Here is a 13,193-nt window from a genome sequence, read left to right as displayed (position 1 = left end):
AGATGAGCGCGCGCTCAGCCTCTGTTCAGCATGGGTTCCGTTACCTGCGCGGACGCGAGGGGCGCATCCCGGACGATTGAGATCTTGGGATCGAGCCACGCGCAACCCACGAAATGCGGCCGGCCTAGGTTCACCACGTTGAACACGAGCGCCAGATCACGCCATTCATAATTGTTGTCGAGATGGGTCTCGCTGCTGCAGAGCGCAGTGGCAATTGAATAACTTCCGGGCCCCAGATTTGCTGGAAAGGAAAACTGATACATTATCCGATCGCCCTCCTGAACATCGCGCAGGGGACAACTCTTCAAATCGGTATTGGTGCCGTAGATAGGTTGACCGAGGCGGTCCTTGATCATGTAGCCAAGCACCAGACGTTCAATCGGCGCCCTTACCGCAACGCGCACCTCCAGGGTCACGGGCGTACCGACGTCAATCACCTCCACGCGGCGCCCGTCCGCATCCAGCAAAGCGATGTCGGCAACGGTCGCTTCTCCGGTGCCGGAGACCGTTTGTACCTTGCCGTCGTCGAGGACATTCTGCGCGACGGTCTGGTTTTCCCGAGCTGCCAGCATCGCGTTATAGAAGTCCATCACCGCTTCAGGTGCGCCTTCCTTTGCCACGTGGCCAGCATCGAGCAATATCGCTCGATCGCAAATGGACTGAATCGCCGCCTTGTCATGCGAAACGATCAGCAGCGTCGTTCCCTGCTCGCGAAATGCACGGATACGATCAAAGCTCTTGTGCTGGAAATAGGCATCCCCGACCGATAGCGCCTCGTCCACGATGAGCACGTCCGGGCGCTTCGCGGTGGCGAGGCTGAACGCAAGCCGCATCTGCATGCCGCTTGAATACATTCTTACCGGCTGGTCGATATAGTCGCCGATTTCCGCGAAGGCCTCGATCTCAGGCATCAGCGCAGTCACTTCGCCCGCGCTCATGCCGAGCAGTTGGCCAGCCATCACGACATTCTGCCGCCCGGTGAAATCCGGATGAAAGCCCATGCCAAGTTCGAGCATGGCCGCCACCCGACCCTGGATCGAGATATTGCCAATGGTCGGCGCCGTGGTGCCGGTGATCATCTTTAGCAGCGTACTCTTGCCCGCCCCGTTGATGCCGATAATGCCTACTGCCTCTCCCGGCGCAACGGTGAACGAGATATCTCGCAACACCCAGCGCAGCGAGTGCCGCGCCTTGCTGAACGGCAAGAGCCATTCCCCGAGACGCGACCAGCGTGTCGGATATTGCTTGTAGGCCTTGCCTACCTGGTTAACGACAATGGCGCCCATTACAGTTCATCCACCATTTCACCAGAGCGCTTGCGGAACAGAGCCATCCCAACCAGGCACAGCACTGTGGCCAGCACCAGCATCGGAATCAGGCTCGACCAGTCAGGTGCCACGCCCCGCACCAGCACGGACTGGTAGGCGCTGACGATGGGCGTCATCGGGTTCAGTTCCACAAACGGCCGCACCGCCTCGGGCAGCACCGTCAGCGGATAGACGATCGGGGTCAGCCAGAACCAGAACTGCAGCACCACGCCCATCAGTTGGCCGACGTCGCGAAAGAATACATTGAGCACGCCAAGGATGATGCCTAGGCCAATGGAGAACATCACCTGTAGAGCCAACACCGGGAAAATTGCCAGGAAAATCCATCCCGGAAAACTCCCGGATGCCAGCAGGAACGCCACGAACAGCGAGAAAATAATCGCGAAATTCAACCCGGCATTCAGCACAACGATGATCGGCAGGCAAATGCGCGGAAAGCTGATCTTCTTGATCAGGTTCGCCTGCTCCAGAAAGACATTCTGCGCGCGGCTAAGGACTTCGGCAAAAAAGGCCCAGGTAAGCGTGCCGGCACAGAGATAGATGCTATAGCCGAGGTGACTGTCCACGCCCGGCAGCCGCGCGCGCATCATCTGGGAGAAGATCACCGTGTACACAATGATCATCGCCAGCGGGTTGATGATCATCCAAGCTGCGCCCAGCATCGAATTGCGGTAGCGGGACTGAAACTCTCTCCTGACGCTGCCGCCAATAAAACCGCGATAATTCCACGCGGATCGAATCAAACCAATCGCCATTACCCAGCCCGGCCGTAAGTATCCGCGAAGCGTACGATGTCATCCTCGCCCAGGTATTCGCCACACTGGACTTCGATCAGCACGAGGTCCATCACGCCGGGGTTGATCAGCCGGTGCTTGTGGCCTGCCGGAATGTAAGTCGATTGATTAGGCTGAAGGGAAATTATCTGCTCGCCGTTGACGACGTCAGCAGTGCCGCTCACCACGATCCAGTGCTCGCTGCGATGGTAATGCATCTGCAGCGACAACTGGGCACCCGGCTTGACGACGATGCGCTTGATCTTGAAGCGGTCGCTCTCCTCGAGCACCGTGTAGGTTCCCCAGGGGCGATGCGCAGTCTTGTGGATCTTGTAGCTGTCGTGCCCGTTCTTCTTCAGTTGCCCGACGATATGCTTGACGTCCTGGGTGCAGTCCCGGTTGGCCACCAACAGCGCATCCGGCGTGTCGACAATGATCAGGTTATCCACACCCACAGCGCCAACCACGCGATCATCGCTCTTGATATAGCAATTGCTGACGCCATGCAGCAGCGCATCGCCATAGATACGATTGCCCTGCGAGTCCGGCGCCGTCAGTTCGCTGATGGAATGCCAGGACCCAATATCGCTCCACCCCATATTGCTCGGCACGACCGAAACGCGATCCGATTTTTCCATGATCGCGTAGTCGATAGAGATATCCGTGACGCGCTTGAACTGACCGGGCTCGAGTTCGAGCGAACGACATCCGTCGGCGGTCAATACAGCACCAGCAGCAAAGCTGCTCTCGCATGCGTGGAGCAGTTCCGGAGTGAAACGGGTGAAATCCTTGAGGATGGTCTTCACGCTGAAGCAGAACATCCCGGAGTTCCACAGATGTGAGCCGCCTGCCACCAGCGCCTCGGCTACTTCGAGTTTCGGCTTCTCGACGAAGCGAACCACGGGGTGTACCCCGTCCAACCCCTTCTCGTTGTCGAATTCGATATAGCCATAGCCGGTCTCCGGCGCGGTCGGACGGATGCCGAATGTGACGATACGTCCTTCCGCAGCGGCGGCCGCAGCAGCATTCACTGCGGCCTGGAACTGCTCCGGATCCTCAATCAAATGATCCGCCGGCAAAACCAGCATCACGGCGTCCTCGCCGTGATGTTTCTTGACCCAGCAAGCCGCGGAAGCCACTGCCCCCGCCGTATTCCGGCCAAACGGCTCCAGCACGAATCCCAGTGGAATATGGTCCTCATTCACCTCCTGGCACTCATCCCGCGTCAGGAAGAAGGTCTCCCGGTTAGTGACCACCACCACCTCCGGCACATCCTCAAACAGAGTTGCCCGCTTAAAAGTCTTCTGCAGCAGACTTTCACCATCTGCAAGCTTAAGCAGCGGCTTGGGGAATGCCTCACGGGAAACCGGCCAGAGCCGGGTGCCTGCACCACCGGAGATAATGACTGGAATGATTTGCATGATTGACCACTTTTTAGTCTCAGGGGCGAATTGTAACGGAGCGCTCTCGCAGCCCTGTAAGACCCATGTAATTTTGTCTTGCCATCTGTAACGTTGAAGGCAAATAGGCCAATGCCTCTTGCCAAGATCGCACTATGTTGCTAGCGCGCTCAATGGGAGCGCATTGTATGGCTTGGGGGCCGTGCTGCGGCAGAACGGAGCGCCAAAATTCGCAAAATGCGACCGATGAGTGCCTATTAAAGCACACACGGTCCGCATTTAACGATACACCCACTTACAGAATCGCCATCGATACGGATGGTCGGAGCAAGGAGCGTTCCCAGGTTCCGGTGATCGGTCCTGATGCACGCACGCATTGCAGGTGATGAATCCGCTCAGTCGCCGACAGCTCAGCAAGAGACGTCAGCCTCGGTCAGAAGCTTCCCCGCCGCATCCTTGGCGGTAAGGAGCGGCGCCCCGTTGAGCGGCCAACGCACACCGACCGCGGGATCGTTCCACAACAGCGTCCGCTCGTGCTCAGGGTACCAGTAGTCAGTCGTCTTATAGAGGACTTCGGCATGTTCCGACAAGACCAGGAACCCGTGCGCAAAGCCCTCGGGTATCCAAAGTTGCTTCTTGTCTGCTGCCGAAACCGTTACGCCTACCCACTTGCCGTATGTGGGTGAGCCCAGCCGGACATCGACTGCGACGTCGAATACCTCGCCAGCAATCACGCGAATCAGCTTGCCCTGTGGATGCTGTATCTGATAGTGGAGCCCCCTCAGCACATTGCGCACCGAGCCGGAATGGTTGTCCTGGACAAAAGTGCGACGGATGCCAGTAGCCTGCTCGAAGGCCTGGGCATTGAAGGTTTCCATGAAAAAGCCGCGCTGGTCGCTGAACACCTGTGGCTCGATGACAAGCACCTCTGGCAGTGCCGTGGGCGTGATTGTGATCTTCATTTGACCGGATCCATGATGATTTGCCGCAGGTAGTTGCCATACCCATTGTTGCCCAGTGTCCCGGCAAGCTCTACAACCTTCTCCGCGGTGATCCACCCGCTTCGGTAAGCGATTTCTTCCGGGCAGGCCACCATCAGCCCTTGCCGGTTCTGCAGCGTGGCGATAAAGCTTGCCGCTTCGAGCAGCGACTCATGCGTGCCGGTGTCGAGCCAGGCATAGCCGCGGCCCATGATCTCGACATTCAGTTGGCCGGCCTGCAAGTAATGGTTGTTGACATCGGTGATTTCCAGTTCGCCCCGGGCCGAGGGACGCAGGGCAGCGGCAATGCCGCACACTTGATTGTCGTAGAAATAGAGCCCGGTCACCGCATAGTTGGAACGGGGCCTGAGCGGCTTTTCTTCGAGCGACCTGGCGCGAAAGTCGCCGTCGAATTCAACGACCCCATAACGCTCGGGATCCTGGACGTGGTATGCGAATATCGTAGCGCCGTCTTTCTGCCCGGCGGCGCCCTTGAGCCGCGCGACGAGGTCGTGGCCGTAAAAGATGTTGTCCCCGAGAATCAGCGTCGAAGGTTGGTTGCCGATGAAGTCCTTACCGATGACAAAGGCCTGCGCCAGACCATCGGGCGTAGGTTGGACTGCATACTGCAAGTTGATACCCCAGGCGCTACCGTCGCCCAGCATCCCGGCAAAGCGCGGCGTGTCCTCGGGCGTGGAAATGACCAGGATGTCACGGATGCCAGCGAGCATTAAGGTCGACAGCGGGTAGTAGACCATCGGTTTGTCATAGACCGGCAGCAACTGCTTCGATACCGACCGCGTAATCGGGTAGAGGCGCGTGCCGGACCCGCCGGCCAAAATAATCCCTTTACGCATGGAGAGCTCGCTTGGTCAGGATCTGGTCCAGCAGGTGGCGCACCCCCTCTTCCCACGACGGAAGATGGATGCCGAAGGTCTTGCGCAACTTGGTGGTGTCCAGGCGAGAGTTTGCCGGCCGGGGTGCTGCCGCGGAATAATACTCGGCCGCTGGAATGCCCTGGATATCCTCCGGCCTGATTTTCAGCACGACGCCATGGGAAGCGGCATGGCGCAAGACTTCCGTGGCATAGGCATGCCAGGTGGTCTCACCCGAGGCGGCAAGATGATAGATACCCGCGGGGAATGTATCGCGGTTGCTGAAAAGCCAGTGGCGCGCAAGGATCTGCGCGGTCACGTCGGCGATTAGGGAAGCGGAGGTCGGTGCACCATGCTGATCTGCAGCCACACGCAGTTCGCGTCGCTCGCGGGCTAGGCCGAGTATCGTCGTGGCAAAATTTTTACCGTGCGCGCCAGCCACCCACGACGTCCGCAGGATCAGCGAAGCGACACCTGCAGCAAGGATGGATTCTTCGCCAGCCACCTTGCTCTTTCCATACTCGGACAGAGGATTGACGGGGTCGGTCTCCAAATAGAGGCCATCCTTGCGGCCGTCAAACACATAGTCGGTGGAATAGTGGACGAGCAATGTCCCCAGGCGGCGCGCCTCTTCGGCCATCACTGCTACAGCCGTAGCATTGATCGCAAAGGCAAGATCGGCTTCGGTTTCCGCCTTGTCCACGGCCGTATATGCCGCCGCATTGACGATCGCGTCGGGCCGGGACTGGCGTATGGCACGACGAATCTGGGCCGGATCCGCAAGGTCGCAGGCTGACCGGTCAAGCGCCACGATGCGCCCCAGCGGCGCCAGGCTGCGGCGCAGCTCAAACCCGACCTGCCCGTTGCTGCCGGTCAAGAGGATCGTGGGAAATTCCTGGCTACGCGACATATTGCTTGCCTACCCAGTTGCGGTAATTGCCCGACAGCACGTCCTGGACCCATTCCGCGTTTTGCATGTACCACTGCACGGTCTTGCGCAACCCTGACTCAAAGGTTTCCGACGGCTTCCACCCCAGTTCTCGGGCAAGCTTGCCCGCGTCGACCGCGTAGCGTCGGTCGTGGCCGGGACGATCCTTGACGAACGTGATCTGGTTGCGATACGAACCGGCAGTCTTCGGACTCACCTCGTCCAGCAGATCGCACAGCGCCTGCACGACTTCCAGATTGGTCTTCTCATTCAAGCCGCCGATGTTATAGGTTGCACCGGGCTGACCGCTTGCCAACACCTCGCGAAGGGCTGCGCAATGATCGCCTACATATAGCCAGTCCCGGACGTGGAGCCCATCGCCATACACGGGCAGCGGCTTGCCAACCATCGCGTTGGTAATCATGAGGGGTATCAGCTTCTCGGGAAACTGCAAAGGCCCGTAATTGTTGGAGCAGTTCGTGGTCAATACTGGCAGGCCGTAGGTGTGATGGTAAGCACGTACCATGTGGTCCGACGCTGCCTTCGAGGCAGAATATGGGCTGTTGGGCAGATAGCGCGAGACTTCTGTAAACGGGGGATCGGCAGGTGCGAGCGAACCGAATACCTCGTCGGTCGAGACATGGAGAAAACGGAACGCGGCGCGCGCGGGCGCATCCAGTGCCTGCCAGTATTCCAGAACAGTTTCAAGCAGCCGAAACGTGCCGACAACATTGGTCTGCACAAAGTCGCCCGGAGAGACTATGGACCGGTCGACGTGGCTTTCCGCAGCAAAATGCAAGACGGCGCGTGGCCGATACGCTTCGAGCAAGGCGGTTACAGCCGCGGTGTCGCAGATATCGGCCTGCAAAAAGACATGGCGGACATCGCCCTCGAGCGCGGCAAGGCTCTTTCGGTTACCGGCATAGGTCAGCTTGTCGACATTGACGATCCCGGCGGCGCCTTCCTGGCGCAGCCAGTCGATAACAAAGTTTGCGCCAATGAACCCCGCGCCGCCGGTGACCAAAATGTGCGACAAAGTTTGCTCCCGACAATCAATATGCTTCGACGTCAAACTCACGCCGGCTCTCGCCATCCGAGGCGGACCGTTAGTCGTTCGTTGCCCGAAAGTGACGGTATTCTATCTGCTGACATGACCCATCCTACGTTCACTGCCGCCCGTTTGGTAGCCTCAGATCACAGGCACCGGCTCGGATGCGGATATGGTTCACCCAGATGACAACACCAAGACCATCCCATCCATCACCATATGCCGTGGGCGATCTCCAAGGCTGCGCCCCTTCCCTGGAAGCGCTGCTGGCCAAACTGCCCTCCGGACTCCCTCTCCGTTTTGTCGGCGACCTGATCAACCGGGGCCCCTCCTCCTTGCAGACCCTTCGCACCGTCCATGCCATGGGTCCACGCGCCGAAACCGTCCTGGGAAACCACGACATCCACCTCCTCGCAGTCGCCGCCGGCGTCCGTAAGAAAGGCAAGTCCGACACCCTCGACGACATCCTCACCGCCCCCGATTGTGAGGATCTACTCACTTGGCTCCGCCACCGCCCCCTCGCCCTGCTAGAAAACAACTTCCTCCTAATCCACGCCGGCGTCCTCCCCCAATGGACCGCTGCCCAAGTCATCGACCTCGCCCGCGAAGTCGAAGACCAACTCCAAGGCCCCAACTGGCAAGGCTTCCTCGCCGACATCTTCGGCAACGCCGCCGACCGCTGGCACGACGGCCTGCGCGGCATTGATCGCCACCGCGTGGTGGTCAATGCCCTCACCCGGCTGCGCTACTGCACTGTCGATGGCGTGATGGACTTCAAGACCAAGGAAGGCCTGGGCAAGGCGCCGGACGGGTTCATGCCGTGGTTCGACGTGCCAGGGCGGCGTACCGGGGATGTGACGGTGGTATGCGGCCATTGGTCGACGCTGGGCCTGGTCATGCGGCCGAATCTGATGGCGCTGGATACTGGCTGCGTCTGGGGTGGCAAGCTGACGGCGGCCCGGTTGGCACAGGATCCTGCCGAACGGACCGTCGTTCAGGTTGATTGCCCGCAATATTGTGACCCGCTGGCCTGACTGGCAATCCCGCGTTGGCGGGGACGACAGGACGGCTAGCTGATGGCAGCGGAGCTCGGCTGGGGCACGCCGCCGGGCTCAACGGGGTGGTTCAGCCGCCGGGCCGCGGCGGCAGCGTGTTCCGGCGCGCCCTGGCTGAGGTGGGCGACCACCTCCCTGGCGGAGTTCGCAAGCTCGCGGCGGTCGCCCGAGGCCGGCACCAGCGCAGGCCCGATTACCAGCCTGGCCTTGATCCTGGGTGCGCGCAAGACCGCTTCCAGTGACTGCAGCAGTGTGGTCTCGCCGATGTAGGCGGCGGCAAGCGTTGGTTGACCCGTAGTGGCATCGAGGTAGTTCAGTCCGAGGGGCTGCACGGGCAATCCACCAGAAATCGGTGCCTGCATCAGGTTGGCGTGGAATGGCAGCACCTCGGTGCCGTCAGTCGTCGTGCCTTCCGGGAACACGCCGACGAGGTCGCCCTGCAGCATCACGTCGGTGATGTCATGCAGCACGCGGTGGGCGTCACGCTTGCGCGCCCGTTCGATGAAGATCGTTCCCGTCTTCCCGCACAGCCAGCCGATCAGCGGCCAGCTGCGGATCTCCGACTTGGCGACGAAGCGCACCGGCTGCCAGCTGTGGATGACGTAGATGTCCAGCCACGAAATGTGGTTGGAAACCACCATCGCACCCTGGCGGCCGGCGCCGTGCGGCGCTGCGCCGGTGGCGTCCACCACCTCGACCTCCACCCCGCAAATCCGCAGCAACCGCCGCGACCAGCGGCGGATATGCCACTCGCGCGTGCGCACGCCCAGCCACGGGAACAGCAAGGCGCAGGTCACCAGCCCGCGCAGCAGGTGCAGCACCAGCGCGGTCTTGCGCAGCCAGATCATGCGTGGGCGTGGTTTCCGTAGACGACTTGCCCGCCGACCAGAGTCATGCGGACCTTGCCTTCCATCTCGTAGCCGAGCCACGGCGAGTTCTTGCCCTGGCTCTTGATGGAGCGGCGGTCGACCTTCCAGACCTGCCTGGGGTCGAACACGCATACGTCTGCGGCGCTGCCGACGGCCAGGGTGCCGGCCTTCAGGCCGATCACGCGGGCGGGCTCGGCGGTGATGCGGCCCAGTGCCAGGGCCAGCGGAACCTTGTGCTCGGCGGCCCAGCGCAGGGTCAGCGGCAGCAGCAGTTCCAGGCCGGTTGCGCCCGGCGATGCCTCGGCGAACGGCAGCAGCTTCTCGTCGTCGTCGACCGGGGTGTGATCGGAGCACAGGGCGTCGATGGTGCCGTCGGCCAGCGCGGCGACGATGGCGTCGCGGTCGCGCGGGCTGCGCAGCGGCGGCGAGAAGCGCATCTGCGAGTTGAAGTAGCCGATATCCATGTCGGTCAGCGAGACATGGTGGATGTTGACGTCGCAGGTCACGGCCAGGCCTTCGCGCTTGGCCTGGCGCACCAGTTCCAGCCCGGCGGCTGACGACAGCCGGCACAGGTGCACGCGCGCGCCGGTGCTGCGCATCAGTTCGAAGATGGTGTGCAGGCGCACGGTTTCGGCGATCACTGACACGCCGGACAGGCCCAGGCGCGACGCCACCGCGCCGCTGGCGGCGACGCCGCCGCCCAGGAACGGGTCTTCCGGGCGCAGCCAGACGGTGAAGCCGAAGGTCTTGGCGTATTGCAGCGCGCGCAGCAGCACCTGGGTGTTGTGCACCGGGGCCTCGGCCTGGCTGAAGCCGACGCAGCCGGCCTCTGTCAGCTGGCTCATCTCGGTCAGGGTCTCGCCTTTCAGGCCCAGCGTCAGCGCGCCCAGCGGGTACACGTGGGTCTGGTTCAGGGTGCGGGCGCGGAATTTCAGCATTTCGACCAGGCCCGGTTCGTCGAGCACCGGATCGGTATCGGGCGGGCAGACCAGGCTGGTCACGCCGCCGGCGGTGGCGGCGGCCACTTCGGATTCGAGCGTGGCCTTGTATTCGTAGCCGGGCTCACGCAGGCGCGCGGAGAGGTCGACCAGGCCGGGGCACACGATCAGGCCGCTGGCATCGATGGTCTTGTTGGCGGTGAAGTCCGCCGGGGCGCTGCCCACGCCGACGATCTTGCCGGCGGCGATGTAGAGGTCCTGCGCGGCGTCGGTGTTGCTGGCCGGATCGATCAGGCGGCCGCCCTTGATGTGAATCTTCATAGCTTGGCTTGTCGTGTCGCTTGGCTGGTTCAGTGTGTTCTGGCTCGTGTCGCTCGACTGCATCATTCGTCGCTATTTCCCGCCACGATGCCCATCACCGCCATGCGCACGGCGATGCCGAAGGTCACCTGGTTCAGGATCACGGACTGCGGCCCGTCGGCCACGGCGGAGTCGATCTCGACGCCGCGGTTCATGGGGCCCGGGTGCATCACAATGGCGTCGCGATTGGCCAGTGCCAGGCGCTCCGGCGTGAGGCCGTAGGCCTTGAAGTATTCCTGCGCCGACGGCAGCAGCGCGCCGCTCATGCGCTCGTTCTGCAGCCGCAGCATGATGACCACGTCCACGCCCTTCAGGCCCTCTTCCATGTCGTGGAAGACGCGCACGCCCATCTGCTCCAGCCCCGACGGCAGCAGCGTGCGCGGGCCGATGGCGCGCACTTCGGGCACGCCCAGCGTGGTCAGCGCGTGGATGTCGGAGCGTGCCACGCGCGAGTGCAGGATGTCGCCGACGATAGCCACCGTCAGGTTGGTGAAGTCCTTCTTGAAATGCCGAATCGTATACATATCCAGCAGGCCTTGCGTCGGGTGCGCGTGGCGGCCATCGCCGGCATTGATCACGTGCACGTGCGGCGCGACGTGCTCGGCGATCAGGTAAGGTGCGCCCGAGCTGGCATGTCGCACCACGAACATGTCGGCTGACATCGCCGACAGGTTGTTGATGGTGTCCAGCAGCGACTCGCCCTTGCTGGTCGACGAGGCATTGATGTTCAGGTTCAGCACGTCCGCCGACAGCCGCTTGGCGGCAATCTCGAAGGTGGTGCGGGTGCGGGTGGAGTTCTCGAAGAACAGGTTGAACACGCTCTTGCCGCGCAGCAGCGGCACCTTCTTGACATCGCGGTCTGAGTCGGACAGCGATACGAACTGGCTGGCGGTGTCGAGGATGTGCGTGATCATGTCACGCGACAACCCCTCGATCGACAACAGGTGCTTCAGTTCGCCGTTCTTGGTGAGCTGCGGGTTGCGGAACGTCTTGGTCATGGCTGGTCGGGCGCGGGCAAAAAACGGAGGTGGTCTGGTCTCGGAGCTGGGGGTCAGGCGCGCACGGGCGCGCCTGGGGCATGCGGGCCGGTTCAGCCGGTGGCGGAATCGGTAGGTTCGGTCGCAAAGGCGAATTGTGCGCCGGCGCCCTCGCCCTGGCGCGACAGCACCAGCGTGGTGCCGGGCGGCAGCGCCATCTCGGCGGCAGTCAGGTCGGCGGCAATCGGCAGCTGGCGCCCGCCGCGGTCGACCAGCACGCCCAGCGCCACGCGCGCGGGGCGGCCGTAGTCGAACAGCTCGTTGACGGCGGCACGGATGGTGCGGCCGGTGGCCAGCACATCATCGATCAGCAGGATGTTGCGGTCATCCACCGAAAACGGCAGCGTGGTCGGCTGGGCCTGGCTGTGCAGGCCCTTCTTGGCATAGTCGTCGCGATGGAAGGCAACGTTGATCACGCCATGCTCGGGCAGCTTCAGGTCAGCGGCCAGCCGCGCGGCGATCCATGCGCCGCCTGAGTAGATGCCGGCCACCGACCAGCGCGCGCGCTCGGCCTCGGGGATCAACGCCTGGGCCTGGTCCAGCAGCTTGCGGTACAGCGACTCGGCGTCGGGAACGGAAATCTGCGTCATAGCGGGAATTGGTCGAAATACTGTTGCAGGATGATACGGGCGGCCTCGGCATCGAGCTCGCCGCGGCGGGCGCCGGCCATCGACGCGGCGCGCGAGGTATAGCGCTCGTCCACCCACTCCACCGGCAGGCCGAAGCGGCCATTGAGCTGGTTGCCGAAACGCCGCGCCAGCTTCATCGAGGGCTGCTCGCCGCCTTCGGGGTTGACCGGCATGCCGACGATCAGCTGCACCGGGTTCCACTCCTGGATGAGCGCCGCCACGGCCTCGAAGCGGCCTTCCACGGTGATATTGGGGAGGATGGTCAGCGCACGCGCCTCGCGCGTGATGAAGTTGCCCAGCGCGACACCGATCTTTTTTTCGCCGTAGTCGAATGCCAGGACCGTGCCGTCGCGGGGCAGTTCACGCCCCACGGCATCAGGCATGCCCGGCCTCGCCGGACAGCATGGTGAAGTCGATGCCCAGCAGCCGGATGGCGGCGGCGAAGCGATCGTCGGGCGGCACGCTGAAGATGATCTCGGGGTCGGCCTGGACCGTCAGCCAGCCGTTGCGGCTGAGCTCTTCCTCCAGCTGGCCGGCGCCCCAGCCGGAGTAACCCAGCGTCAGCAGGAAGCGGTGCGGGCCGCTGCCGTTGGCCACGGCCTCGAGCACGTCCTTGGAGGTGGTCATCTCCAGCCCGCCGGGCACGGCCAGCGACGACACATAGACGCCCACCGGGTCATGCAGCACAAAGCCGCGCTCGGTCTGCACGGGGCCGCCGAAGTAGACCGGCTGGTGCGCGACTGGCTGGATTTCAAGCTTGAGGTCGATCTTGTCGAACAGCGTGGCCATGTCGATGTCGATGGGCCGGTTGATCACCAGCCCGAGCGCGCCACGCTCATTGTGTTCGCAGATATAGACGACGGAACCCGAAAAGGTCGGATCAGCCATGCCAGGCATGGCAATCAGGAACTGATTGGTCAGATTGATAGGTGCTTCGGGCTTCGCCATGCCTTGCATTTTATCAAATCGCCGG

14 protein-coding genes are annotated in these 13,193 nt (G+C 62.4%); 1 reads left to right on the top strand and 13 read right to left on the bottom strand.

Annotated elements, in window-relative coordinates:
* Positions 1-14: 14 nt before the first annotated feature.
* From I6H87_RS11330 to rfbB, 7 genes are all read right to left on the bottom strand, one after another.
* Positions 15-1,286 carry an ABC transporter ATP-binding protein gene (locus tag I6H87_RS11330; RefSeq protein WP_011615900.1) on the bottom strand — a complete coding sequence of 424 codons (1,272 nt, stop codon included), beginning with the start codon at positions 1,284-1,286 and terminating at the stop codon, positions 15-17.
* Positions 1,286-2,083, bottom strand: a complete 798-nt coding sequence (locus I6H87_RS11325) for an ABC transporter permease (protein WP_011615901.1) — start codon at positions 2,081-2,083, stop codon at positions 1,286-1,288. Before I6H87_RS11325 ends, I6H87_RS11330 begins: the two co-directional genes overlap by 1 nt.
* Positions 2,083-3,522: a mannose-1-phosphate guanylyltransferase/mannose-6-phosphate isomerase gene (locus I6H87_RS11320; protein WP_011615902.1), complete on the bottom strand. Its 1,440-nt coding sequence runs from the start codon at positions 3,520-3,522 to the stop codon at positions 2,083-2,085. The genes I6H87_RS11325 and I6H87_RS11320 overlap by 1 nt, the downstream gene beginning before the upstream one ends.
* Before the next feature lie 389 nt (positions 3,523-3,911).
* On the bottom strand, positions 3,912-4,463 hold the full coding sequence (gene rfbC, locus I6H87_RS11315) for a dTDP-4-dehydrorhamnose 3,5-epimerase (protein WP_011615903.1): 552 nt from the start codon (positions 4,461-4,463) through the stop codon (positions 3,912-3,914).
* Positions 4,460-5,338, bottom strand: coding sequence for a glucose-1-phosphate thymidylyltransferase RfbA (rfbA, locus tag I6H87_RS11310; protein ID WP_011615904.1), 879 nt, complete (start codon positions 5,336-5,338; stop codon positions 4,460-4,462). Before rfbA ends, rfbC begins: the two co-directional genes overlap by 4 nt.
* Entirely contained in the window at positions 5,331-6,266 is a 936-nt protein-coding gene (gene rfbD / locus I6H87_RS11305; protein ID WP_011615905.1) for a dTDP-4-dehydrorhamnose reductase, read from the bottom strand. The genes rfbA and rfbD overlap by 8 nt, the downstream gene beginning before the upstream one ends.
* A complete protein-coding gene (gene rfbB, locus I6H87_RS11300; RefSeq protein ID WP_011615906.1) occupies positions 6,256-7,320 on the bottom strand; it encodes a dTDP-glucose 4,6-dehydratase in 1,065 nt (354 codons plus the stop codon). The genes rfbD and rfbB overlap by 11 nt, the downstream gene beginning before the upstream one ends.
* Positions 7,321-7,517: 197 nt before the next feature.
* Between rfbB and I6H87_RS11295 the strand changes: the two genes are divergently transcribed.
* The gene (locus I6H87_RS11295) at positions 7,518-8,366 is read left to right on the top strand and encodes a symmetrical bis(5'-nucleosyl)-tetraphosphatase (protein WP_011615907.1); all 849 of its coding nucleotides are present in this window, start codon (positions 7,518-7,520) and stop codon (positions 8,364-8,366) included.
* Positions 8,367-8,401: 35 nt separating this feature from the next.
* On the opposite strand, the gene I6H87_RS11290 is transcribed toward I6H87_RS11295, so the two are convergent.
* From I6H87_RS11290 to I6H87_RS11265, 6 genes are all read right to left on the bottom strand, one after another.
* A complete protein-coding gene (locus I6H87_RS11290) occupies positions 8,402-9,235 on the bottom strand; it encodes a lysophospholipid acyltransferase family protein (RefSeq protein ID WP_011615908.1) in 834 nt (277 codons plus the stop codon).
* A complete protein-coding gene (locus I6H87_RS11285; protein ID WP_010813824.1) occupies positions 9,232-10,515 on the bottom strand; it encodes a dihydroorotase in 1,284 nt (427 codons plus the stop codon). Before I6H87_RS11285 ends, I6H87_RS11290 begins: the two co-directional genes overlap by 4 nt.
* Before the next feature lie 62 nt (positions 10,516-10,577).
* A complete protein-coding gene (locus I6H87_RS11280; protein ID WP_010813825.1) occupies positions 10,578-11,552 on the bottom strand; it encodes an aspartate carbamoyltransferase catalytic subunit in 975 nt (324 codons plus the stop codon).
* A gap of 92 nt (positions 11,553-11,644) precedes the next feature.
* Positions 11,645-12,181, bottom strand: a complete 537-nt coding sequence (gene pyrR / locus I6H87_RS11275) for a bifunctional pyr operon transcriptional regulator/uracil phosphoribosyltransferase PyrR (protein ID WP_010813826.1) — start codon at positions 12,179-12,181, stop codon at positions 11,645-11,647.
* The gene (gene ruvX / locus I6H87_RS11270; protein ID WP_010813827.1) at positions 12,178-12,603 is read right to left on the bottom strand and encodes a Holliday junction resolvase RuvX; all 426 of its coding nucleotides are present in this window, start codon (positions 12,601-12,603) and stop codon (positions 12,178-12,180) included. The genes pyrR and ruvX overlap by 4 nt, the downstream gene beginning before the upstream one ends.
* Positions 12,596-13,168: a YqgE/AlgH family protein gene (locus I6H87_RS11265; protein ID WP_010813828.1), complete on the bottom strand. Its 573-nt coding sequence runs from the start codon at positions 13,166-13,168 to the stop codon at positions 12,596-12,598. Before I6H87_RS11265 ends, ruvX begins: the two co-directional genes overlap by 8 nt.
* Positions 13,169-13,193 lie beyond the last annotated feature (25 nt).

The organism is Cupriavidus necator, assembly GCF_016127575.1.
Lineage (GTDB): Bacteria > Pseudomonadota > Gammaproteobacteria > Burkholderiales > Burkholderiaceae > Cupriavidus > Cupriavidus necator_D.
This window is presented reverse-complemented; position numbering and strand designations above follow the sequence as displayed.